This window comes from Mycobacterium branderi (assembly GCF_010728725.1).
Taxonomy (GTDB): domain Bacteria; phylum Actinomycetota; class Actinomycetes; order Mycobacteriales; family Mycobacteriaceae; genus Mycobacterium; species Mycobacterium branderi.
Genome location: NZ_AP022607.1, coordinates 825,060 through 849,534 on the forward strand (window position 1 = coordinate 825,060; position 24,475 = coordinate 849,534).

General features: G+C 62.6%; 19 protein-coding genes. 7 read left to right on the forward strand and 12 right to left on the reverse strand.

What is annotated here, in order from left to right; translation table 11 throughout:
- Positions 1 to 17: 17 nt before the first annotated feature.
- The gene (locus G6N47_RS28955; RefSeq protein WP_083130700.1) at positions 18 to 1,193 is read left to right on the forward strand and encodes a hypothetical protein; all 1,176 of its coding nucleotides are present in this window, start codon (positions 18 to 20) and stop codon (positions 1,191 to 1,193) included.
- A 105-nt stretch (positions 1,194 to 1,298) separates the two neighbouring features.
- Here G6N47_RS28955 and G6N47_RS28960 read toward each other — a convergent pair whose 3' ends face one another.
- On the reverse strand, positions 1,299 to 2,234 hold the full coding sequence (locus G6N47_RS28960; protein ID WP_083130701.1) for a cyclase family protein: 936 nt from the start codon (positions 2,232 to 2,234) through the stop codon (positions 1,299 to 1,301).
- An 810-nt stretch (positions 2,235 to 3,044) separates the two neighbouring features.
- Here G6N47_RS28960 and G6N47_RS28965 point away from each other — a divergent pair.
- The 3 genes from G6N47_RS28965 to G6N47_RS28975 all read left to right on the forward strand — a co-directional run bounded on the left by G6N47_RS28965 (position 3,045) and on the right by G6N47_RS28975 (position 6,527).
- Positions 3,045 to 4,100 (forward strand): cytochrome P450, encoded by a 1,056-nt coding sequence (locus tag G6N47_RS28965; RefSeq protein ID WP_163659988.1) that lies wholly within the window; start codon positions 3,045 to 3,047, stop codon positions 4,098 to 4,100.
- Between the two features lie 464 nt (positions 4,101 to 4,564).
- Positions 4,565 to 5,143 carry a hypothetical protein gene (locus tag G6N47_RS28970; protein ID WP_139799396.1) on the forward strand — a complete coding sequence of 193 codons (579 nt, stop codon included), beginning with the start codon at positions 4,565 to 4,567 and terminating at the stop codon, positions 5,141 to 5,143.
- Between the two features lie 181 nt (positions 5,144 to 5,324).
- Entirely contained in the window at positions 5,325 to 6,527 is a 1,203-nt protein-coding gene (locus tag G6N47_RS28975) for a cytochrome P450 (RefSeq protein ID WP_083130705.1), read from the forward strand.
- A 57-nt stretch (positions 6,528 to 6,584) separates the two neighbouring features.
- Here the strand turns inward: G6N47_RS28975 and G6N47_RS28980 are convergent, their stop codons facing one another.
- Together G6N47_RS28980 and G6N47_RS28985 are read right to left on the reverse strand one after the other, a co-directional pair.
- Entirely contained in the window at positions 6,585 to 8,717 is a 2,133-nt protein-coding gene (locus tag G6N47_RS28980) for a hydantoinase/oxoprolinase family protein (protein WP_083130706.1), read from the reverse strand.
- Positions 8,714 to 11,044, reverse strand: coding sequence for a hydantoinase B/oxoprolinase family protein (locus G6N47_RS28985; protein WP_083130707.1), 2,331 nt, complete (start codon positions 11,042 to 11,044; stop codon positions 8,714 to 8,716). Before G6N47_RS28985 ends, G6N47_RS28980 begins: the two co-directional genes overlap by 4 nt.
- 444 nt (positions 11,045 to 11,488) lie before the next feature.
- Between G6N47_RS28985 and G6N47_RS28990 the strand changes: the two genes are divergently transcribed.
- The gene (locus G6N47_RS28990; RefSeq protein ID WP_083130708.1) at positions 11,489 to 12,733 is read left to right on the forward strand and encodes a cytochrome P450; all 1,245 of its coding nucleotides are present in this window, start codon (positions 11,489 to 11,491) and stop codon (positions 12,731 to 12,733) included.
- Positions 12,734 to 12,938: 205 nt separating this feature from the next.
- Here G6N47_RS28990 and G6N47_RS28995 read toward each other — a convergent pair whose 3' ends face one another.
- The 6 genes from G6N47_RS28995 to G6N47_RS29020 form a co-directional block, all read right to left on the reverse strand.
- Positions 12,939 to 13,871: a cytochrome P450 gene (locus G6N47_RS28995; protein WP_211281498.1), complete on the reverse strand. Its 933-nt coding sequence runs from the start codon at positions 13,869 to 13,871 to the stop codon at positions 12,939 to 12,941.
- Between the two features lie 83 nt (positions 13,872 to 13,954).
- Positions 13,955 to 14,431, reverse strand: coding sequence for a 2,4'-dihydroxyacetophenone dioxygenase family protein (locus G6N47_RS29000; protein WP_139799397.1), 477 nt, complete (start codon positions 14,429 to 14,431; stop codon positions 13,955 to 13,957).
- 78 nt (positions 14,432 to 14,509) lie between these two features.
- On the reverse strand, positions 14,510 to 15,715 hold the full coding sequence (locus G6N47_RS29005; RefSeq protein WP_083130712.1) for a cytochrome P450: 1,206 nt from the start codon (positions 15,713 to 15,715) through the stop codon (positions 14,510 to 14,512).
- Entirely contained in the window at positions 15,699 to 16,691 is a 993-nt protein-coding gene (locus G6N47_RS29010; protein ID WP_083130713.1) for a DUF7065 domain-containing protein, read from the reverse strand. Before G6N47_RS29010 ends, G6N47_RS29005 begins: the two co-directional genes overlap by 17 nt.
- Entirely contained in the window at positions 16,688 to 18,091 is a 1,404-nt protein-coding gene (locus G6N47_RS29015; protein ID WP_232080469.1) for a phosphotransferase family protein, read from the reverse strand. Before G6N47_RS29015 ends, G6N47_RS29010 begins: the two co-directional genes overlap by 4 nt.
- The gene (locus G6N47_RS29020) at positions 18,088 to 18,951 is read right to left on the reverse strand and encodes an SMP-30/gluconolactonase/LRE family protein (protein ID WP_083130714.1); all 864 of its coding nucleotides are present in this window, start codon (positions 18,949 to 18,951) and stop codon (positions 18,088 to 18,090) included. Before G6N47_RS29020 ends, G6N47_RS29015 begins: the two co-directional genes overlap by 4 nt.
- Before the next feature lie 220 nt (positions 18,952 to 19,171).
- Here G6N47_RS29020 and G6N47_RS29025 point away from each other — a divergent pair, with 220 nt between their 5' ends.
- On the forward strand, positions 19,172 to 19,801 hold the full coding sequence (locus G6N47_RS29025) for a TetR/AcrR family transcriptional regulator (RefSeq protein WP_169717248.1): 630 nt from the start codon (positions 19,172 to 19,174) through the stop codon (positions 19,799 to 19,801).
- Between the two features lie 143 nt (positions 19,802 to 19,944).
- Here the strand turns inward: G6N47_RS29025 and G6N47_RS29030 are convergent, their stop codons facing one another.
- The 3 genes from G6N47_RS29030 to G6N47_RS29040 form a co-directional block, all read right to left on the reverse strand.
- Entirely contained in the window at positions 19,945 to 20,601 is a 657-nt protein-coding gene (locus G6N47_RS29030; RefSeq protein ID WP_083130715.1) for a TetR/AcrR family transcriptional regulator, read from the reverse strand.
- A gap of 102 nt (positions 20,602 to 20,703) precedes the next feature.
- Positions 20,704 to 21,126 carry a hypothetical protein gene (locus tag G6N47_RS29035; protein WP_083130716.1) on the reverse strand — a complete coding sequence of 141 codons (423 nt, stop codon included), beginning with the start codon at positions 21,124 to 21,126 and terminating at the stop codon, positions 20,704 to 20,706.
- 32 nt (positions 21,127 to 21,158) lie between these two features.
- Entirely contained in the window at positions 21,159 to 22,664 is a 1,506-nt protein-coding gene (locus tag G6N47_RS29040) for a phytoene desaturase family protein (protein ID WP_163659991.1), read from the reverse strand.
- A gap of 301 nt (positions 22,665 to 22,965) precedes the next feature.
- Between G6N47_RS29040 and G6N47_RS29045 the strand changes: the two genes are divergently transcribed.
- The gene (locus G6N47_RS29045; protein ID WP_179966483.1) at positions 22,966 to 24,426 is read left to right on the forward strand and encodes an aldehyde dehydrogenase family protein; all 1,461 of its coding nucleotides are present in this window, start codon (positions 22,966 to 22,968) and stop codon (positions 24,424 to 24,426) included.
- Positions 24,427 to 24,475 lie beyond the last annotated feature (49 nt).

Sequence of the window (24,475 nt, forward strand, 5' to 3'; positions counted from 1 at the left end):
CAGGGACCTCAGTTACCGTGACAATCAAGGACATTGGACCACTATTGGGCGCCGACGAGGCCCTTACCCACCAGATCATCGACACCTTCGCCGTGCTCTCGCAGTCCGACTACACCTGGACCGAGAAGATCTGGGCCTCCATTGCACGCAGCGATGGCGCTCTGCAGATCGACTTCGGCCTGGGCAAGTATCAGAACCGGGGCATAATCGATGGTTTCGGCGGCGTATCACGTGGCTCTGAGCAATGGACCGTGCGGGCCAGCCGCGAACTACGCCTGGCGCCCGAAGAAATGACGATCGGGCCGGTCCGCTACGAGATCATCGAGCCGTTGCGCAAAGTGCGCTTCGTCCTGGAGCCCAATGACGTGCAACCGATTTCGTTCGATGTAGTTCTTTCCGGGGTGACACCACCGTTCTTCGAGGACCGCAACTTCAGTCGCAACCCCGCCTCTAACCGCGTCGACATGAATGTCGTTCGATACCACCAGGGCGGATGGACAACGGGGACGGTGACAATCGACGGACACACCGAGCACCTTGGAGAAGGCGAGTGGTTCGGATTCAGGGACCACTCCTGGGGGGTGCGTCAGGGTATCGGCGACCAGCCCCGCGACCTCATCGCAGGCCCGATAACGGCCGCTCAGTCTGGCCGCAGCATGCTGAACTGGATGCCGGCATTCTTCCGTCGGCCGGACGGCAGCCATTACGAGACAGCCGTTTTCCTCCTGCGGCTGCAGGCGTGGACGATGCACGGCGCCTACATCAACGATGCGCAGGGCCGACAGACTCCCGCACGGTCGGTCGACCCGCGGCTGCGCTACGACCCGCGCACCCGCGTCATCACCGGGGGCGAGTTGATTTTGACGATGGATGACGGCGAGCAACGGGTGATCGAGGTGGAGCGCCTCGGCGGGCTGGGTGGCTCGGGATTTTTTCTCAAGACAGCCGGCTACGGGAATTGGGCCGGCTTCTCACACGGCTCGTGGAAGGGTCCACTTGAAGTCAGCGGGGAACACATCGCCGACTGCTTGGACGATGAACACCTGGCCGCGCTCGGCCAATTCCGCGACAACCCCGTGCGCGTCCGCGACGGCGATGCGGTGGGCTACGGAATCCTGGAGAGCGTCATTCGCGGCGTTTGGCCCGAACTCGGACTGACCGCCGAATCAGATTGGCCGGAGGGCTTCGGATGATCACCGCGCTACGCGTCGACCAGTCCACCCGTCGCTGGTGCGCGCCGCCCACCAACGCGTTGATGCAGAAGCAGAACCACACCACTGGGAAGTACGACGATTCGCTTACTTGATGGCCAGCGGATTGATCGGCGACCCTACGCCACGAGAGAATTTCAGAGGCGGTGCACAGAAAAAGAAGTCCCAAACGCCATCGGTGGCGCAGTCCGCGGCCAACTCCTCGAAATCGAACATCTCGCCCAATGTCATACCCATGTCGCGGATCAGAACCATGTGGACGTTGAACAGGTAATTCGGATTCTCCCCGGGCGCCACCTCGACACCCCAATTGTCGCACGCCACTACCGCGACATCATGCTCACGGAGCCAGGCGCAGCAGGCCTGCCCCAAGCCGGGCTCACCGGCCATCCACGAAGCGGCATCTCGCTCTGCAAGGAATTTCTTTCGCCAGCCCGTACGGATCAGCAGGATGTCGCCGCTGCCGACCGTGACGCCGCCTTGTCTGTCAGCGGCTGCTTCCAATTCATCGGGGCCGATGACGTCACCGGCGTCCATCCACTCGACGCCTTTGAGCGCCGCAATGTCGAGCAGCACACCGCGTCCGGCAATCCCTTTGGCTTGCTTGTCGATGGCGTTGTGGGCTGCGCCCTTCACGCTGACATCGTGTGCGGGCCAACCGTTGTAAAGCTGATCGTCGTAGTAGACGTGGGCGAGGGAATCCCACTGGGTGGCCGCCTGCAGTGGCATGAAGACATAATCGTCGGCGTATTTGAAGCCACCGGGAAACACTTGCAGATCACCGGTAGCCGACATCAGACGGATCGGGTTGATTCGGTCACCGCCCGGCTGCGGCCCGCTCTCGTCGAAAGGAATTCCCAGATCGAACGTTTTCCCCGCCTTGATCAACTTGGATGCCGCGATCAGCTTCTCCGGAGTGATCAGGTTGGTCGTGCCGCGCTCGTCATCGTCGCCCCATCTCCCCCAATTGCTCAGCGACGCTCCTAGCGTTCTCACATCGTCCGCCTTGCTGGACGTCGTCATCGTCGTTAGCCTCTCGTCACCCAGAGCGGCTCGCGGCGTTCTGCCCCGGGCTTTTCCGCCGATTTCAATCGCACGCTAACTTTTCACACAATAGACAGTCAAGACTTGAACAAATCCCGCAACCTGCTGCCGCGGTTATCTTCCCGGAAGGATTGGCGCGATGTCGATCAGGTATGGCCAGGGCACCAAAGCCCCGGCGCCACAGCGGATCTGCAAGCACCGCGACAACTGCGACCTTCGCTACAACGCCGGGTATGTCGGTTCATCGACACGCAGCAGTCTCGCTTCGAGAGGTATCACAAACTCCTGAGTACCCTTGGTCAAAGTATCGGCACTGGTCATGTGGCTGCCCGGCGTCGGTCAAGGCCGCTACCACTTTGGAACGCCCGCCTTGAGTCAGCCGGTGTGCAGGAGTGGGCCACGGCGGCCTCTGCTTTGAGGAGATAGCCGGGACGAGAGGCTGATGACACCGCAGATTGGCGCTAGTAAGTCGGATCCCAACCGAATAGTTGACAACGGTTGCGCAGATCTGACAGCCTTGGCACATCGACCGCTCTGACTTGGAAGGCTGCCGTGTGACTACAGGGTGGGCTGAACGCGGGAGGGGGTGATGCTCGCATGAGCGGGTCTCGGCCTTACGACGAAATCGACATCTCCTCAGCAAAATTTTGGGCCAGCCCCTTGCAGGAGCGGGACAAGGCATACGCCATGCTTCGCCGGGAGCGGCCGGTGTCTTGGCACCGACCGGTCGAATCTGGAGCGCATCGCGCCGAGGGTGATGGATTCTGGGCCGTCGTCCGGCATGCAGATGTGGCCGACGTACACCGGCGTCCCGCCGAATTCTGCTCGGGACAAGGCATCTTTTATCAAGATATGCCGCCAGAGGTGTCCAAGTACATGTCTTTCATGGCGCTCGATGCACCGCGCCATACCAAGCTCAAGCGCCTGGTTAGCACCGCGTTCACGCCACGGGCAGTCGCGGCGCTCACCGAACGGGTAACCGAACGCGCACGAATGATTGTCGACGAGTTGATCAACCACGGCCCGGGAGACTTTCACGAGCTGGTCTCGAAACGCCTGCCGCTGTGGGCGATCAGCGAAATGGTCGGTGTGCCCGAAGATGAGCGGAAAGCACTCGGTGAGTTGACCGACGACATGGAGCACATCAACGACCCCAGCTTTGCGGTGAAGTATCCCGGCGTTGATCCCTATGAGTTCAATGTCCAGGGCCTGGCGCGGATGGCTGAGCTGGGCCGCCGGCTCGCTGCAGAACGGCGTCAGCGGCCGCAAAACGATTTGATGACCGCGCTTGTGCAGGCATCCGTGGACGGCGAGAAGCTATCCGATGAGGAGATTGGCGACTTCTTTGATCTGCTGATCTCGGCTGGCTACGCCACCACCGTCCACAACATCAGCATCGGCTTGCATGCGCTATCCCAGTTCCCGGGGGAACGCAAGCTGTTGTGCTCCGACATGGACAGCTACCTGCGTCCGGCTGTCGAGGAGATGCTCCGATGGACGACCGTCGGCGTCAACTTCCGGCGCACCGCAACAGCGAAAGCAACGTCCATCGCCGGCCAGAAAATCGACCCCGGCGACAAAGTCGTGCTGTTCCTGCTGTCAGCGAATCGCGACGAAACAGTGTTCGACGATCCGTGGTGCTTCAAGATCACCCGCGACCCCAATCCCCATGTGGCGTTCGGGGGCGGAAGCCATTTCTGCCTCGGTTCCCCGCTCGCTCGCCTTGAACTGGAGACGATTTTCCGCGAGCTTCTGTCCCGTCTGCCCGACATCGAGGTGGTGGATGCGCAGTACATGGTAGGCAGTCACTTGAACGCGGTGAATCGGCTGGAAGTAGCCTTCTGAGTGCGAGGCGCGTCGGGATACGAACATGATCCGGTTGATCGATTTGGCTTATAGCGCAACACTTTCCGTATCCACCATGTTAGTTGTTCCAAGCAGAAGCGAAGACGCACCACTCGGCAGCAGTCTGCAAGATCACTCTCAGGAAATTCACGTCGACGTCTTGGGATCCAATGAGCATCTTGATTCCGACTTAAGGAGGTCAGCGGGTGATGGCTGGGCTGCTGGGAATGCGCACTGATCCGTTCCAGGAACCGTCTCACTGGACTTGGTCGATCGGACAGCAGACCGTCGCTGTGATTGTGTTCGGTGCGGTGGCACTCGTTGGATTTGCAGTTTTCGCCGGGTTGGCGCGTCGGTGGGGTTCGCCATACCCGGTCTAGCTATATCTCGGAGCCGGGCTGGTCGTTTTCTACGAGGCGCTGTGCGAGGTGTTAGGGCACATCGAGTGGCCCGACAACATCGACGTGTGGTTCGTCGATCTATCCCAGCGAAAATTCTCGCTGTTCGTCGTTTTCAGTTACTTCTTCTACGTAGGTATTCCGGCACTGGTGACCATCCGCGTGCTGGAACGCCACCCTAACGCCCGCCGGGGGTGGGCGTCGTACCTACTGCTCGCGGTTCCCTTTTACACGATTTTCGAGATTCCGCCAGTGACGCTTGACTGGTTGCGCTACTACGGTGACCCTCCCCTGCAATCCCCTATTACCCTGCCTGCCACCTGGTCTTTCGGCAATAGTGCTGCCGTCGTGGCTAGCGGCGCGATGGTCTACGGACTCATGCATGGAACAACGGTGCTCAAAGGCCGGCGCTCAGCGCTTCTTGTCGTGCTCATGCCGATGCTTGTCGGCGGAATCCACCTTGCGGTGTTCGTTCCATACTTCACAGCGATTAACAGCACTGACAACCGCGCTGTACAGAACGCGGGTGCGGTATTGACGATAGCCTTGTCATTGTTTGCGATCTGGCTCGTCTACGAGATCGTAAGTGGAATCAGGCCCAGAGAAAGCCATGAACCCACCCTCGTCAGCACGGTTGAGGGATGACAAGGCCTGCGCGGCTTCCCAACTCGATCTGCAGCACCTGCAGACGCATGAGCTTTACAGATCATGGTCACGGTGTCACAGTAAGTGCGAGCGAGGCATCTCAGTGTTGCTTGCTATGAGTCGGCCGTGCGGGTGATTACAAGCAGTTGCCTGGGCCACCGGTGTTGTGGAGTGTGAGGCGATGACGACGTCCAGTTTGGTGTTCGATCCGTTTTCTCAAGAGTTCTTCGACGATCCTTACCCCATCTATCGCCGCCTGCGTGACGAAGCGCCGGTGTATTACAGCGAGCAGTACGACTTTTATGCGTTGACCCGCCATGGCGACGTGGCAGCTGCTTTCAGGGATTTCGAGACGTTTTCCTCGGCTCATGGTGTGACGTTGGAGGAGATCCATGGCGGCGAGGTCAAGCACGGTCAGTCGATAATCTGGATGGACCCGCCGGCGCATCGCCGGATGCGCGGTCTGGTGAACAAGGTGTTCACGCCACGGGCGATTCGGGCGCAAGAAGCACTGGTTCGCAACAGGATTGCCCATCACCTGTCGCGGGTCGATCCCCGCGGTTTCGACGTGGTGGCCGATTTCGCGGCCTTGTTCCCCATCGACGTGATCACCACCATGCTGGGGGTGCCCGAGGAGCACCATCAGCAGATTCGGTTGTGGTTCGATGAATTCCTGCAGCGCGAGCCGGGCCAGGTGAACACTTCTGCCGGTGATGCGATGATGCAGTTAACGCTGTTGTACCACGGTCTGATTCGGCAGCGTCGCGCTAACCCGCAAGATGACATGATCAGTGGGCTGATCGCCGCGGAGGTTGAGCGAGACGACGGCAGTCGCACCAGGCTGGATGACGGTGAGATCGCCGGATTTTGCAGTTTGCTGGGTGGTGCCGGCGCGGAAACGGTCACCAAGTTGGTGGGCAGTGCGGTGGTGGTGTTCTCGCGGCATCGTGACCAGTGGGAGCTGCTGCGCGCCGATCGCAGCAAGATCCCGGCGGCAGTAGAGGAGCTGCTGCGATTCGAGGGGCCCGTGCAGTACGACTGCCGCTACACGCTCAAAGACATTGAACTGCATGGCGTGACGATTCCAGCAGGTAGCGCGGTGATGCTCTTCGGTGCAGCTGCCAATCGCGATGACCGTGCGTTTACCGACGCCGAGACCTTCGATATCAATCGCGATCGCAGCGAAGCGCAAAATCTTGGCTTCGGATACGGCATCCACAGCTGGCTGGGCGCTGCCTTGGCCCGCATGGAAACGGCCATCGCACTCGACAATCTTCTCGACTTCCTGCCCGACTACACCGTTGATTACGAGGGTTTACGCCGGGTAGCGATGACCAGCGTGGCCGGCTATTCGAATGTGCCGGTCTCGGCGAAGCGGGCATGACGCAACGCTGATCACGCAGCGCTGATCACTTCCGGTTAAGTTCGTACGCACAGTGGTTCATATGCTGAGGATCAGGCTGTTCCAGCGGTCCATCACGGCCCGTTGCCGATCGCGTAACGCGAGGACGGTGTCTGCGAACTCAACCACCGCCGGACCATCAACGGCGGCGCCGGCGGTAAGTTTCGCGCCCGAATACACCGGCGTCGGCACGGGGTGCGGCCCGCTGTCGTACCAAATCACGGAACGTTCGTCCATGGGTTCGGCGCGGTAGGCCGGCGCGTCTACCCCGGGCCGCAGTTGAAAGTCGGTAGTGCGCGCGCGGGCAGCTACCCGCAATGAGGTGATCACGTAGCCGGCGAGCGGATACCCGCTACCGCGACCGTAGAGCTGCTCGTACTCTTGCTCGAACGCCGCAACCAGTTCGTCTAACGCGGCCGCGCTGCACGGTCCGGCGGGAGCGGGCACGGTCAGCTGGTTCACCTGCATCGCATAACGCATCTCGACGAAGCGTTGATACGTCGGGCCGGCCCGCCGAACCTCAGGTGAAAGCTCAGCCTCGACATTGCGTTCGAGCTGACTCCATAAATCCTCAAGGTCGTTCGGGTTGAACGGGGAGGACAACAGTACGGCGGCGTCGCGGACGACGACAGCGTCGGCAGAAGCGACTCCGAATGCCGACCACCCGGCCGCGAGGTCGCCGAGGGGCATTACCACGGTCGTTATTCCCAGCGCACGTGCAACTGCGGGACAGTGCAGCGCGCCGGCCCCTCCGTAGCAGTACATGACGCACCCGCGCGGGTCGTAGCCCTGCTGGATACTCGACATCCGGATGGCGTCGGCCATGTGAGCATCCAAGATATGTGCCGCACCGGCGGCCGTTTGCTCGGCACTGAAACCGAGCGGGGCCCCGGCCCGCTCCAGCGCTTCGCGCGCGGCCGGCACGCTCAACTCCAGCTGCCCACCGAGGAACGTCGACGGATTCAACAGGCCGAGAACCAGATCGGCGTCGGTTATGGTGGCCTCCACACCGCCGCGGCAATACGCGGCCGGGCCGGGTACTGCACCCGCGCTGCGTGGTCCAACCCGCAGACTTCCTGTCTGGTTGTCGTAACCGACAATACTGCCCCCACCCGCGCCGACTGAGCGTACGTCGAGTGTCGGCACGAAGTACTCGTACTGGCCGTAGCGGGTGGTCATGCGGGTTACCGGGCGGCCCCGCCGGATGATTCCCACGTCGAATGTCGTGCCGCCCATGTCAGCGGTCAGCACGTCGGGCCGCTCCGCCTGCTCTGTGACTGCCGATGTGCGGGCCAGCCTGCCCGCACCGATCACGCCAGCGACCGGTCCCGATCCGATTGTGAGCAACGGTCGTTCACGCGCGGCTCGCACGTCGATGAGCCCGCCCGTACAACTCATGATGGACAACTGCCCGCGGTAACCGAGTTCGGTGAGCCGTGACTCCAACTCTTTCAGATAATTAGAGGTAATCGGACCGATCATCGCGTTGATAACCGTCGCCACGGTGCGCGGGTACTCTCCCCGGCGCGCGACGACCTCCGAACTCAGCGATACGAAGGCTCCCGGTGCTTCTTGCACTACCAATTCGCCCAATCGCCGCTCGTGCTTCGCATTCACGGTCGACCAGAGCAGAGCGATCGCGAACGTTTCGACTCCGGCGCCCAGCAGTTCGCGAACCTGACGGCGGGCAGCCGTGTCGTCCATTTCGACAACCACTGCCCCGTCAGCGGCTACCCGCTCATCGACTTCGCGGATGAGCTGCTTCGGAACCAGCGGCGCGGGCTTCGTGTGACCCGCCAGGCGGGCGATCTCACGGGCGTCCAGCTCCGCCAGCCGGTGACCGGCCTGCATGAAACTCAGTGTGTCGCCGTGGCCGGCCGTGGTGAGCAGCCCGACCGGCGGAGTGCGCCGTTCCACCAGGGCATTGGTACCCACCGTGCACCCGTGCAGAACCGCCCCGGCCCTGCAAAGAAGTTCAGCGGCGCCAAGGCCGAGATCGCGGGCCGCGGCGGACACCGCGTCGACGAACCCATCCTGGAAGGTGGGCGGGGTGGAAGGCGCTTTGCCGATCACGATCTGCCCGGTTGGGTCGAGGACCACGCAATCGGTGAAGGTGCCACCGACGTCCACACCGATGATGTATCCGCTCGCGGGGAAATCGACCCCGTTCACGTGAACAACACCTCCGCCAGCGCCGGCTCGGCGGCCCGCACGACCTCAGTGCTCATCAGCACCTGGCAAGCCGGACAGCAGTAGCGCCGAAAGACCATGTCTTCGTCGAGGAACACCCGCGGATCGCCCACCGTGGGAATGAGACTCACATCGGCCTGCTCGACGAGCAGAGCCAGCTTGTAATTCGCGCGATAGTCGGTGAGGACTACACCGCATCGAGCGCACGCGAGCACTCGATGCCTCGCCTCGTCGCGCTCGATCAGGTACTCATGTACGGGCCTGGGCGGGGCGCCGGTCGCCGGTGAGGTCAGCGCGGGGACGGGTTCACCGAAGAATTCCGCGGCCGGTCGCCATCTACCGCGCTCGGCGCGGATCTCGTTGCGCCGCCGCGAGGTTGCAGCGAAGTCCACGTCGCCGGAGTCGGCAATCGCCACGCCATAGACCCGCAGCGCCGCATCGGCCGAAACGTACCCGCCCGCGACGTCATATCCGACCTTGCTCGGCTCCCGTTCCAGCGGGTCGCCGTATCCGCCCCCTCCGCATACGACCAGCAACAGCGCATCGCCGTCGCGGAAGGGGGTGCCGTTGGACTTTCCGCGCAGCCGCAGGCGTTCTGCACGTTCGAGCTCATCGACCGTGCGAGGCATGTGCTTGCATTCCCAGTGCTTGGCCAGGTCGGTCTGGGTAAGCATTTGATAGTGCGCGGTAGGCGACGGATAGCCACCGAATACTCCCGCGGCCTGATTTGTCGAGACCGATTGGCCCGCAGCATTGGTGATGATCTCGATGCCGCCGGCTCGATAGGGTGTGATCGCGACCTCGTTGCCGACCCCACCGCGCCACCGCCCGGCTCCACCGGTGTCCTCTGCCTGTCTGCGATAGAGCACGAGTATGGGATAGAACTGTTCACTATCCTCCACGTTGGGCATCCGGATGAGCGGATCCGATGATGAGCCGCACGTTTCGACGCCATCCATGTGGGAGCGCGCTCCCCCGCCGAAACCGCACGCTTCTGTCAACGCAGTTCCGAAGAAGTTGCCGCGATCATTGGTTCCCGCGATCACCGTCAACGGCGTATCGGGGCCGGAGACGCTGGCATCATGTGCCAGCTCGGGATCGTTGATCATGAGCCGGGTGAAGATGTTGCGCAGCCGCTCATAGCAGCTGCTGATGTTGAGCACCCCACCGCTGACGGCAGCGGGATGGTCAACGCAGGTCAGCTTGCCGGGCAGAGGATGGAAGTCGATCTGCCGCTCCGCGCCGCCGACAGAGAAGGTGTGTTCGTGCAGCAGGGTTTGACCTGTTACGCCCAGGACAATCCCGACGAAGTTCGTGTAGGTAAACCCGTTGGGCCCTTCGCTTTGATCATCGGTGCCGACATTGTCGACCAGCAAGCGTGACCCGCGCTTCGTGATATTGAACTGCACGCGGTGGGTTGTCCGATCGCCTGGAAGATTCTCGTCAAAGTACAGCACTTCACTTAGCACGCAGTCAGGAATGCGTTCTAGCTTGCGCGCGAAGGCTTTTTGGGCGTTGTCCAGGATGCGGCGCATCCCGGCTTTGACAGCGCGTGCTCCGAACTCATCGCAGGCTTCACACAACCGGCGAGCCGCGAAGCGGCAACCTGCCAGCTGGGCACGCATATCCAATGCAACCATGTCCGGCGTCCTCGACTGACGCCGGTACATTTCTTCCAAATCCATACGCAGAACGCCCTTTTCGACCATTTTGAATGGCCGGAACACCACCGGGTCGCTGAAGACGTCGGGTGCGTTTTGCGGCCATCCCCCCGGAACGATTCCTCCGAGGTCGTACTGCTGGGCGGCGTTGGAAACCCATGCGAAAAGGCCCCCATTGACGAACACGGGCATTGCCACACAGACGTCCATCTGATGCGACGCCCCGATCCACGGATCATTGGCCACGAAGATGTCGCCATCCTCGATACCGGGGCTCTCGCTCATTCGCTCCATCACATAGCGCACAAGCAGTGTCGACCCGGTGTTGAGGTACTGCATGAAGGGCGCTCCCATGACAATCTCGCCATCCTCGCTGAGCAGCGTCATGTTGAAATCGAGTGCCTGAAAGATCGGTGAGCCGGACATCCGGGTCAACGTGTCGCCGTGGCCGATGTTGATCGTCCAGAGGCGGTTGCGAAGCACTTCGAAGGTGATCGCATCCAGGTCCTCATCGACATCAGTGTTGAACCTGAGCTTGGAGGAGAGCCGATCCCGCCAATCCGGCGCGGGACGGTAGCTATGCGTCCAACCGTCCCACTCGATTCCGTCAAGTGCGCCCATGCGCTCGCCCCTGAGATCGTCCGTCATGCTTGCTTCCCGGCCCAGGGACCACAGGATGCGGCGAAGCGAAGACAGGACAGATACCAACCATCGAGTTGGTTACGCTATTTCCAAGGGATGGCGATAGTCAAGCACTGGCAAAGGGCAGTTGTGCTCTCGGCGGTGTCCTCGGGTCTGCCGGTTCTCGATTTCGGGCAGCAGCTACCGGCGGTGTCAGTCTCATTTCGGTTTACCGAGGTGCAAGCCTAGGCAAGGCTCGCGATCGAGCATGATTCTCAGGGGCTGCGCAACATCCGTTCATCGTGGCTGCTGCAAGCCGTAAGAGCTAAGCGGCAACCTGTCCTCGGGCCGTTAGCCAACTAACTAGTTGACAACGTTGATTGGCGTGCAGGAGACTACGCGAAGGTCGCTGTTCACTGGCTGCACGTCGCTGCCGGCGGTGGGTGTTGGCCGCTTGCGAAGGTGGATGTAATGGTGTGCACGGGTCGTGCTTACGATCAGGTCGACGTTTCGTCGGCGAAGTTCTGGTCGAGTCCGATGCGCGAGCGCGATCGTGCGTATGCGGTATTGCGCCGCGAGCGACCGGTGTCGTGGCAGCGGCCGATCGAGTCGGGTGCCCAACACTCTGACGGCGAGGGGTATTGGGCGGTGGTGACCCAGGCGCTTGCGTCGGAAGTGCATCGGCGTCCAGCCGATTTTTCTTCCGCGCGCGGGGTGACATTTGATGACCTGCCGCCGGAGGCATCCAAGCACATTTCGTTTCTGACGATGGATGCACCGCGGCACACCAAGTTGAAAAAGCTTGTTAGTACGGGTTTCACGCCGCGGGCGGTGGCCGAGCTGGAATCAAAGGTGGTCGCGCGGGCACGGATGATTGTCGATGACCTGATGATCAAGGGGCCAGGTGATTTCGTGGACGCCGCCAGGCGTCTGCCGTTGTGGGCGATCAGCGAGATGGTCGGGGTTCCTGAGGAGCAGCGTGAGTCGTTGGCGGAGTTGGTCGATGACCAGGGACACATGAATGATCCCAGTTTCGCGGTCAAATACCCGGGTGTGGATCCCTACGAGTTCACCGTGCGGTGTCTGCAGCGGTTGGCCGATACCGGTCGGGGTCTTGCCGCGGAACGCCGCAGGCGTCCGCAGCCGGACTTGATGACCGCGTTGGTGCAGGCCTCCGTCGATGGTGAGCGGCTCACCGACGACGAGATTGGGGATTTCTTCAACCTGTTGATCATGGCTGGCTATGAAACCACCGTGCACACGATGTGTGTGGGGTTGCATGCCTTGTCCCTGTTTCCCGACCAGCGGGCATTGCTGTGTTCAGACCTGGACCGCTACCTGCCCGGCGCGGTCGAAGAGATGCTGCGCTGGGCGACTACGCTGCCGAATCTCCGGCGTACCGCGACTCGCCGGACCGCCCTTGGTAACCAGGTCATCGAGGCCGGCGACAAGGTGGTCGTTTTTCTGTTGTCGGCAAACCGCGACGAGGCGGTGTTCAGCGACCCGTGGCGTTTCGACATCCAGCGCAACCCCAACCCCCACATTGCGTTCGGGGGAGGCAGCCACTATTGCCTGGGGTCCCCGCTTGCCCGCCTGGAGCTTCGGGTCATGTTCCACGAACTGCTATCGCGGCTACCCGGTATCGACGTCACCGACGCCGAATACATGGTCAGCACCCACCTCAACGGCATGAACAAACTAACGGTGACGTTTTGAGCGAGACGCTATTGCGCACAATCGGCTGCACGGTGTTGAGTGGAATCCGGTACGGATGGCGCCAGTCGGACAAGCATTTTGGCGTACCCACGGTTGTTATCTGTACGGGTGCGCTCGAGCCCGGAGGGGTTGACCACGTACTCGGGGAACGCCGCCAGCAGCTCTTCGATCGCAATCCGTGCCTCCAGGCGCGCAATCGAGGAGCCTAGGCAGGAAGGACACCGCGGCCGAAGGCGAGATGCCTGCCGGGCGGGCGCGTGATGTCGAAGCGGTCGGGCTCAGGGAACACCTCGGCATCGCGGTTCGCAGAACCTAGCAGAAGTGCGACTTTGTCTCCCTTCGGCATTGTGACGCCATCGATCGTGACGTCCTTGGTCAAGGTTCGTGCCATGTAGGGCGTCGGGCTGTCGAAGCGCAGCACCTCCTCGACCGCTGAGGGAAGCATGGTGGGGTCGGCGGCGAGCAGACGACGTTGATCGGGATGGCGCCACAGCAAATACGCGGCGTTACCTATCAGCTTGGTGCTCGTCTCGTAGCCGGCAATCAGCAGCAGGAACGTGAATTGCAGCAGTTCGTTGTCGGTGAGTCGCTGCTCGTTCTCCTCGGCGGCGATCAGTGCGCTGACGATGTCGTCACCCGGGTTCATTCGACGTTGCGCGATGAGAGACGCCAGAGCTTCGAATGCGTGCGACGCGGCGGCCAGCCCTTCTGGCGTCACCGTGTCACGCCCCGGGGCTCGGAAGAGGAATGTGTCGATCCACTGCTGGTAGTTTTTGCGATCCGCGTCGGGTACGCCCAGCACATGGGTAATGACTGCCATTGGCACAACATTGCAGTACATTTCGACGAAGTTGATCTGTGTGACGCTGTCTGCCTCATCGAGTAGGCGACGACACATCGCGCGGACCGACGTTTCCAGTACGGCAATACGCCTAGGCGTGAACGCCCGGCTGATCAGCCGGCGCAACTCGTCGTGCCGGGGCGGGTCCATCATGATGATCATCTCGGCCCCGTCTTGTTGCTTCGGCCCGAGCGTAATGCCATCGGCGGAACTGAAACGCCGAAAGTCGAGCAAGGCTGCCTCGACGTCACGATGGCGTGACAGCGCCCAAAAGCCGCGTTCGTCGTTGTGGTACACCGGCGCGTGCTTACGCATCAATGCGAACACCGGATAGGGATCTTCTTGCTGGTCCCAGTCGTAGGGGTCCCAGACGACTTGCGTCATACCAGGATGCCCTCCGGCGCGTCGATGCCTTGCGCTGTGCATTCCTCGAGGTAGCTACGCAGCACGGAGCGGCCGTCTTGGACGTCGATGATGGTGCCGTCCGGGTTGTAGTTCACGTAGGCTCCGTTGACGACGAACTGGATCTCGGCCCCCGCCGAACCGATCACTAACGTGTGCACCGCTCCGGCCTGCTCGTGGACATAGGATCCCGGGGTGGAGACGAAATCGTATTCTTCGTAGCTCCACGTGCCGGCGATGGTGAAGGCGTGCACTTCACCGGTATGCAGATGCGTCGGCGCCCGGAAGTCGGGAGGGAAACGGTTGCGGATCACCCAGAGGCCGGTGTCGGCGGAGACTCGCAACACCTGGGTGCCGACGATGCCGTACATGTCCACCCATGGACGGGTGGTTTCGTTCACGCAGCAGGTAAGGTCCCGAAAGCCCATATCGTCCTGGTTGTGAGAACTGTTCATCGGGATTCTCCTTCCTGGGTGCTGTGCAACGGGTCGGGTTGGTCGAAGTGCGCCCGGTGTTGGGCTGAGGGCGCTAGCTCAGACCTTCCAGCGCAACGGGAGTCGGTCGAGGCTGTAGACGCCGCCACTGTGCTCTGACACCACTGACTGGTCGGCTATTTCATAGTCCGGGATGCGGCGATGCCACTCCTGGAGTGCAACCGTCATTTCCTGTCGGGCCAGGTGAGAACCGAGGCAGCGGTGCGGTCCCGCGCCGAAGCTGATGTGGCGCGGCCGCGGCGCGTCGAAATCAACTGTGCCGCCGCGCGAGAATTCGTTCGGATCGCGGTTGGCCATGCCAAGCGGGAAGGCCACGATGTCGCCCTTCTTGATGGGGCAACCGTGGAAATCCATGTCCTTGGTGGCGATTCGAGCGGTCTGCACGATCGCGTAGGCGCGCACCAGCTCTTCCACAGCCTCGGAGGCTTTGGACGGATCGGCAACGAGTTTCTCGCGGTCGCAGGGATGAGTCGCCAAGTGGTAGAACGCATATGACAACTGCGCGGCGACGGTGTCGAGCCCCGCCATGAACAACAACAGCATGCAGGACAGCAGATCGTTATCGGATGGCGCCTCACCGTCGATCTTCCATTCGATGGCGTGGCTGACGATGTCGTCGCCGCGGGCGCCGGGGTCTTCACGCTTCTGGGTAATCAGTCCGGAGAAGTAGCCCATTACTTCCAGCATGGCGTTCAGGGCGATGGAGCGGTCCGGATCGCTTTCCGGTGTGGCATGCAAAATCTTGTCTTCCCAGCGCATGAAGTCCTCGAGCTTGTCGGTCGGAAGGCCCATGATCTGCAGGAAGATGGTTGTCGGGAACACGGCGGCGAAATCGGCGTAGAAGTCGCATGAGCCGTTCTCGCGGAACTTCTCGATGAGTTCAGCGGCGAAGGCGCGCTGTGCGTCCTCGAGCTTGCTGACGCGTCCGGGCGAGAAGTACAGCCCTAACACGTGCCGCCATTTCCCGTGCTCGGGCGGATCGAGCATCATCGGGATCCACTTGTACGGCGGGTTGGGCTCGATGGGCACCATGACCGAGTTTGAGAACAGCTCGGGGTGTTGAAGACCCTCGAGGATCGCGTCGTGGTCGGTCATCACCCAGTAGTCGTTGGCGTCCTCGTGAACGCGCAGAAACGGACGGTGGCTTTCCTGGAACCGATCCAGTCTGGCGAAGTTGGAACAGGGCGGGTCGCCGCCACGTAAGAAGCGGTACTCCAATACAGGATCGTTACTCTGGTCGATCATCACTGCTCCTTTGTGAGGGGTAGGTGGGGTCATTGCCGGACCTCTGTCTGCCGGCCGCACGCAGCGCCCGCCATTCCGGTATCGGCCAGACGTCCTGGTCCTCGCCGGCGAGCCGTTGGCCGTCGAGTTGCCAGTCGAGCAAGGTGCATGCGCACATGTGGTTGCCGATCGAGAGCAGCAACCGGCTCAGTCCGCGGGCTTGCCCGCGGACCCGCTCCCCGTCTTCGGTCTCGGCATCGACCGTTATGGCGGTGACCCATCCTTCAACCGGGTGGCGCTTAACTCGCCGGACACCGTTGACAATTCGCGACAGCGTGGTTTCACGGCGCAGGTATCCACAGTAGATGCGCTCCTCCCCATCACCGGCGGGCGCGGTGTAGCTCAGCAGACTCACCGCGGGTCCGGCGGCCCAGGTGTAGCCGACACGCCGGTATCCCCGTTCGGGGCGAGGGCCCCAGGAGCGGTCCCGCATCGCGAAGCAGTCCACGGGGATCGGTTCCCCGTCGAGCGTGATCGTCCCGGTGACATGACCGGTTTGGTCGAAGTGCTGCGCTTTCGGGTATGGCGGTTCGCCGGTGGGCAAGGGCACCGGGGGCTCGAGGGCCTTGAACTGGAGTTGTGCGCTCATGCGGTTGCGATCGTCGTAAGCGATGCCGTAGATCATCAGCGGCTCGTGGACCTCGATGCGCATCCCGGTCGGGAAGGCAAGACATGCCGGTTCGTGTTGTGTCGGCAACTTCAGATGAGCGAAGTACTCGTAGAACGGCGCGTCGGGCGGGTGCGGGCTGGAGTCGTCCCACAGCCACATGCCGCCCGCGGTCACCCCGGCGTTCTGGCGTACCGAGGCGTAGATCCAGCCGCCCATGCGGCGCTCGGGCACAACCAACGAGTACCAGAAGGTCTCGGTCTCATAGTGACTGTCGCCTGGAGCATGCAGGCGATCGTCGTTGGGCCCGAACACATTCCGGATGTTCATCGTGAGCCGCCTCCGGCCGACAGTTCATCGGGTAGCGGATCGAAGTGCCGGTCGGCCAGCACACCCATCGCCGGGCGCATCAACTCGTGCTGCAGGCGAGCCCGGATCAGCAGGTAGCCGACGATGTCAGTGTTGGTCAGCGAGTCCTGGTCGATGTTGGCGGCGAGCTGCCGGCGGCCTTCGTCGATGGTGTCGGGGCGTCGGCCGAGCACCTTTTCCAGCGCATCGAGTTCTTGCTGCTCTGCGGCCGGCCCGCCGCGGTCAATCTCGCGCAGGTACTTGACGATTCGGGCCAAGCCCTTCCCGCGCAGTGTGGCGAACGGATCCTTGGTAGCCGGCACGATGATGTCTTTGAGCTGCGCGAGGATCGTGTCGTAAAGCCATTGCCGGTCGGTCCGCTCACCGTCGATCTGCACGGGGATTTCGCCGCGAAGCCCGTACTGTTCGGCCAGTGCATCGGCGAACAGGGTGTTGTGTAAGGTCTCGTAGATCAGCGTGTTGCCGACTTCTCCGTGAACGTCGGCCCCAACGGTGCGACGGAACCCGAGTACCACCACTTTGAATTCGGCCAGCAGCCGGTAGTAGCGGACGCGGTCGAGGTCGACCGATATTCCGGAGAACTTCTCATAGTCGTCGAGCCGATCGGCGAGACAGGTGAATGGCTCCTGGACGGCGCGCAGCGCAAGCCAGCCCAGATCGGCCATCGGATCGCCGAAATGAGCTAGTTCCCAATCCAATACGGCGGTGATGCGCCCGTTGGAATACAGGAAGTTACCCGGGCCGGTGTCGCCCTGGACGATCACCGGGTCGGCCTCGACGTCGGGGATGTTGGCCTTCAGCCAGGCGAAGCCGAACTCGATCGTCGGGTCTTTCGGCGGGTCGGCGAACCGGTAGAGCGATTCCCATCGGGCGATGTCCGCTTCGACGCAACGCCGTAACGGACCGCGTGGCTCGTCGATCTGCACGCGAGCAGGATCGACGCGGTGCAGTGCGGCGAGCTTGCTCATGAACTCGCGGGCGATTGCCAGCCGGGCGTTCTCATCCTCGAGACGGGAGAACCACGTCTCACCTTCGACCCGCTCGCACAGCATGGCCTGCAGGCTCGGATGGGATGCCACCAGTCGCGGGACCGGCACCTTCGTGTCCTGCAACGCCGCGTAGAAGCGTGCTTCACGGTCGAGCGTGAACGGATCACCCGTGGTGGCCGGGTTCGAATCGTCGAAACGCAGGAACAGCGATTGCGTTGTTCCCTCGGGTCGTTGCGCGTCGATCAGCCAGGCTTCGCGCCGACCGCCGCCGGGACGACGCCGAGCCTGAATACGCGCGGCGCCGGTGGTCTGCTGTAGCCAGGACCTGATCGCCTCCGGCAGGGCAGCGGCCGCTTCGGTCAGCTCGGTCATGGCGATGCCGCCGGGGTATCGACGCGGACGGTATCGATACGGCCCCGTGAGTCGCCGTTGAAGAACCGGCGCTGATCGGTGTCTGCGCTAAGCAGGAAAAGCGTGTGACCGTCGGGGCCGCCCAGTTCGGCTCCGGTTGCCCACCTGCCCGCGGTCGTGATCACGTCGGTGATCCGCCCGCCCTGCAGGACTCGGACGAACTTCTCCTCCCGATAGCAGCCGACCCAGGCCGCGCCGAGTTCGTCGACGGCAAGTCCGTCGGGATGAAGTCCGGGCAGCGCCGCCCATGTTCGGCGATTCAGCAGCCGGCCGTCCTCACCGATGTCGAACGCGGTGATCCGCTCCCCGAATGTCTCGTTGACGAGCAAAGTGGTGTTTGCGTCCGTCAGGACCGCACCATTGGGAAACGCCAGGTTGTCTGCATCGCGGCTGACCACGCCGCTCGGCGTCACGCGAACGAGTGCGCCGCCCGGTGGCGTGCCCTCCGTATCGGCGGACATGTTTCCTACGGCGCCGACGTACGCAGTGCCGTCGATAGCGACCGCCATGTCGTCGAGATGTCCTCTTGCCGCATCACCCAGCTCTGCATACACCGCGGCACAACCATCCCGGATGGCCAACAGGCGCGCCGTGGCCATAGCGACGACCAGCGGTGTGCCATCCGGCAAAAACCCGATTCCGCCGGGCATCTCGTCGAATTGCGCAACCGTTGCAACGGTTCCATTCAGGTCCGTGGTGCACACGCGCTTGGCGATCATGTCGGAAAACCACAGCTGCCCGGCTCGCCAACGCGGCGCTTCCGGAAACAGCAGCTCATCCACGAGCGGCGCGGCACGGGCTACGTCAGTGGTGGGCTTCATCGGCTTCTTCGTTGCGCGGATGGTGGTAAGGTCAGCAATTGTAGTGAACTAGGTTATACAGGTTGGACCGGTGACTCAATGCTTCCTTCGCTGCGGCCGGCCGACAACCAACAGAACCGCCGCCCGCGGCCTGACGTTGCCACCGGACACCCGTCGAGTTGGTTGTGCGACCGCAACGTGGGTCCGAGCCGAGACCAGTGGGATTGCTTAGGCTGATCGTGTGACCGCTCAGCCCGGGGAACGGCGCACGCCCTCGTGGCGCGCTGACTTGCCCGCAGATGAAGAAGAGGCGCGTGAACGGTTGCTGGCCGCGGCCGATGCCTGCTACGCCGAGAAGGGTCCGGTACGCACCCGCATGAGCGACATCGCCCGGCGCGCAGGCGTGCACCGGTCAACGGTCTACTACTACTTCCCGACGAAGGATGCGCTGCTGGCAGCCTCCTTCGTGCGAGCGATGACCGCCACGCTGGAAGCCGTCGAACAATGCTGGCAGACTGACGAACCCTTCTTGGCTCAGCTGGTCGCGGCGTGCCTGCGCGGCAACGAGATTGCCCGCAGCTCGCCGACGATGCGATCACTGCTCGAAGACCACCAAGCCCTGGGCGCCACATATCACGCTGCCGAAGGCTCTGAATTGTGGCGGGCCCAGCTCGCCGAGATGGTCGGGCGACGCCTGGAGGCTGCCGCCGCAGCCGGCCAGATTCGCCGCGACCTTCCGGCGGACACCCTGGCCCGCTGGATCGTCCGGATCAACTTCAGCCTGCTCGCCGAACCGGCCAAGCCCGAAGATGGCGGCGATGAGGGCGTCCTGCGGAACTTGCTCGTCGCCTCGCTGCATCCTCGGCCATAGCCGCTCGCCGGGCCGATCTGCGGCCCCGGGCGGGCGTTCGCATGCGGGAAATGCCTTCTCCCTCACGCGGTTACCCGAGCGGTCAGCCGATACTCACAGAGTGCTTGCGCTGCCGATGAGCCCGGCGTGTGCTGCGGCGGCCGTTATCCCCGACCGCGGTGCGTCGTTCCGTCAACGATGAGCGTGGACAGCTCCCGGATCATGCGAGTCCTGCCCGGCACGCGCTTGTTGGCCGGATAAGCCCAGTCCTCGAGCAAGACCGAACCGATGATCATGCTTGCTACCGCGCCGATCGTGGCGGGTTTGTCATCGGCGGGTAATCCGTGTTTCTGGGCGATGACGAGGGAGGCATCGTGGACCGCGCGCAATCCCTTTCGCAACTCGCCACTGACCGCGACAGCCGACGGGTACAGGTCACTCAGCGGATCCGAACGTGCTGCGACCAACTCCTGGAAGATGCGACGATCCTGCCGGATGAGTGTATAGAGGCCCTCGACGAGGTTGTCCGCCATTTCGTCGAGGGTTGCCTCGCTGGAGAAATCGACCCAGGAACGGCACCACTGGTCGATGTAGGTCTTGACCGGCGTGAGGATGCTGGCTTCGAAAATTTCCACCTTCGAACCGAAGTGGCGAAACAGGCTGAGTTCGGCGACACCTGCCCTCACCGCGATTTCTTTGGTAGTCGTCGCCCGATAGCCCTTTTCGGTGAAGAGCTCATGTGCGGCCTTGAGCAGTCGCGCGCGAACGCCGTCGCGCTCGGGTTCTACCCGGCGGGCTGCATTTTTACCACGCGGCGGCATAGTAGACAGAGTATCTAACGGCGGCGTCCGATTGCGCGTCATGGCGCGACCAGGTGCCTGTCGCTGTCAACGGCGGGCTTGGTGCGTTCGGCGGGCATGCTGCTACGTTCGCCCTTCGGCGGCATACTCGGTCAGAGATGCCGCGTGTGCCCCGCCCTCGGGTAAGTCCCACCAACAGCGCACGGTCACGATGCCGTTGTCGAACTTCCAGATCTCGATGTCGCGAATCTCGACGATCTCCCCGGCGGTGTTCATCTTGTGGTAAAAGGCGATCGCCGCTTCGGTGCCGCAGACGTAGACGCGCTCCGGGCGGTATTCGTCCATGTACGGATTGAACCGGTCCCACATGTCCGACCATTGGTCCCATCCCACCTTCGGGGGTGTGCCGACGGGATCTTCGAATATGACCTCCTTGGTGGCAAAGCTCTTCCAGAGCTTGATGAAAGCCTCCTTGTCCCGGGTCATCCAGATCCTGCAGTGTTCGGCCACGAAGTCTCTGATTTCCTGCTCGCTCGGGTTCGCCATCGGTATCCTCCTTGCTCGGGGCGGTGCCGCGGTCAGTGGCCGTGCGCGTCGCTGACGAGGTGACCTCGTTCTTGCTGAGCCAGTTCAGCGGCCTCTAGTCCGACAGCACACTCGATGTCTAAGAAGCTGCCCTTGGTTTCTGCTGTCGCGCTGGCGACGTAGAAGCCGTCGATCGTCGACACTTTGACTGGATGCCGATATGCCGGCTTCAAGTACCACGACAGCCACGACGGCGGTGTCTTGTATTGGTAGCGCGACCATTCCACGCACTCATCAAGGTCGGCGTAGTACTGGTGCAGGTAATCGATCGCGACATCGAGGTCTGCGCGGGCATCCGCCCAACTGCGCCAGCCCGGCTTACCGGACTCACTGAAGGTTTCCAACCAGAATGTGAGCAAGTGCTTACCGGGTGGTGCCGAGTTCCTCGAAAATGCGGACGTGAAAAACCAACCGCCGTATGCGTGTTTCACATCAGCACGGCCACGGAAGATCCGCTGCCAGGGACTTGCGTGGTCTTCCACCTCACCGTCGGACCTGCGCCGGGGCAACCGACTAAGCCCCGCCCACCACGAAGGCAACGCGACGCTGTATTGGCGCAAGTCGCTGGCCGCTTCGACGAATCCGGCCGGCAGCAAATCGGGATCGACGAATTCGGGCAGCCGCCAGCCCTCGTAGTCGGTGATGACGATCGGTGCGCGGAATTCGTGAACGAGGCTCGACTCGTCAAGAGCGATAACGCCCTGCACCTCGTGGTCGCCGACCATTACCTCCAGAGGCTTCATGTTCAGCAGGATCTGTCCGCCGTTGTCTTTCACGACGTCGGCGAATGCGGTGACGATCCCCTGCACACCGCCGACGCGTTCGTGGTCGATCACCACCGCGCCGGCTTCCCCGGCGAAGGTCTTGAGATGGGTGATATAGCGGCCAAGCGACTCGTTCGGGCCCAGTGGGACAAGCTCATTTTGCTGCAGAATCACACGCCTGGCCTCAGGCTCACTGACGTTTCGCACCAACCAGTCGGCCAGTCGCGCGGGTATCAGAGCGTGTGCTTCTTCGTCGCTGATGCCGACCAACTGCATCATCGCGTCAAGGATGGATTTGGTGACCTGCTCCAGGCGGTCCGGCGCGACGCCGAAGCAGGTGCACAAGCTGCGGACCTGCTGGACCGGGTCGGCGCTGGTTCCCACCACCGACTCCATCGGGAGTTCGGTAACCCGCTGATCGGGCAGCCAATGCACCCGAAGGCACGAGCCAACGAAGGGACGAAGCGGCGCGGAGATGCCCACCGCCTCCGCGGCGCGCCTGGTGAAGACGGGAGCAAACGCGATGTCACCCACGCCGTGGCCGTCGCGGTGCCCCCAGTCGATCCAATAGCCGTCTACTTGCGTCCCCCCGACCCGCGAGCCGAGGTGTCCGGTCTCCTCCAGCACGATGACCCGGTAGCCCTGTCGCGACAACACGGCCGCGGCGACGAGCCCGGCCAACGATCCCCCCGCCAGAATCGCATCTGCGTGGATGACTTGCCCGTCCGATGCCATCGCAACCTCCATGAGCCCCCGCTGAACAGGATGTTAGCCCTCTGTTTCCAATGATCGCAATAGAAATCACCGCCAAATGTCAGTGCCACATACAGGGGCTGTTAGTGATAATTACCGAAAGGTCGGGCGGATTCGCCGCACCGGTCACGCCCCCGGTGGTGACGAAATGCCTTGATTAGTGTCAGTGCCACCCACATACTGGGTAAGTATCACCTACGGAATCGACCTCCCGGACGAGAGACGTTGGGGTGATTAGGAGTCCGGATGCACACCTCGAGCTCATCGACCCAGGAGCGATGACATGCCTATGACCGCGCCACCCCTCGAGGTCCTACCGGACCCGCACCTGCTGGTGGGCGACGAACGGATCAGCACCTCCAGCGGTGGATGGCACGAGCACCGGTATGCGGCCACGGGGACAGCCACCCGGCGTGTCCCATTGGCCGGCGACGCCGAGATCGACGCTGCCGTACGAGCAGCACGTGCTGCGGCGCCCGCCTGGGCGGCTCTTCCCCGCGACAACCGGCGTCGGCTGCTGTTAGCGGTAGCCGAGTTGATCCGGACCAACGCCGACGAACTCACGACGACCACGGTCATCGAGAACGCCACACCGGTGTCGCTGGCCGCCCACTCCCCACATTTGACAGCAGACTTGTTCGAATACAACGCCGGCTGGGCGGACAAGATCGGCGGAACGGTCGAAGCGACCTGGCCCGTACCGGCATTCGACTACACGGTGGAAGAGCCGTACGGCGTCATCGGTGTCATCATTCCGTGGAACGGACCCCTTGCCTCCATCGGCATGGTTGTCGCGCCGGCTCTTGCCGCCGGAAATTGTGTCGTGTTAAAGCCTCCCGAACTCGCACCATGGACCAGCTTGCGTTTCGGAGAATTGTTGTTAGAGGCCGGTATTCCACCGGGAGTCGTCAGCGTGGTGCCGGGCGGGCCCAGCGCCGGTGAAGCCCTCACCAGCCATCCCGGTATCGACAAGCTGCACTTCACCGGCAGTGGAGCGACGGCTCGTCGCGTGCTGGCCGGCGCACAGCAGAACCTGACGCCGGTGTGCCTGGAACTCGGCGGCAAGAGTGCCAATCTGATTTTCGCCGACGCCGACCTACCGGCGGCCGTGCAGCAGGCGGTCGGGGGCATCGTGCAACTTGCCGGGCAGACATGCCTGAGCGGAACACGCGTCATTGCCGAAGACAGCGTTTATGACGCGGTGGTCGATATGGCCGTTGACATCCTTTCGCAGCTGACCGTCGGCGATCCCTTCGACGCCGACACCCACATGGGGCCCGTGGTCAGTGCAGCGGCCGCAGACCGGATCATGTCGATGATCGAACGCGCCCGCACCGAGTGCCGCGTCGTTATGGGGGGCGAACGGATGTCCGGCGAATTCGCCGCCGGTTACTACATACCTCCGACCGTGTTGGCCGACGTCGACAACGACTCCTACATCGCCCAGAACGAGGTGTTCGGGCCGGTGTTGGCGCTACTTCGGTTCAGTGATGCCGCCGAGGCCGTGCGGTTGGCCAACGACACCCCCTATGGGCTGGCGGCCTACGTGTGGGGCAAGGATCTCCAACACACGCATCGGGTCGTAGCTGAGCTCGCCGCGGGAAACGTATGGGTCAACGGCTTCTTCGGGATTCCGCCGTCAGTGCCCTTCGGTGGTGTCAAAGCCAGCGGTTACGGACGCACCGGCGGCCGCGAAGGGATCCGCGAGTTCACCAGACCCAAGAATGTCTGGATCGCGCTGTAGCCGACGGTCTTCCGGCAATTCACCCACCTGCTGTTCGGGGTGCTCAACA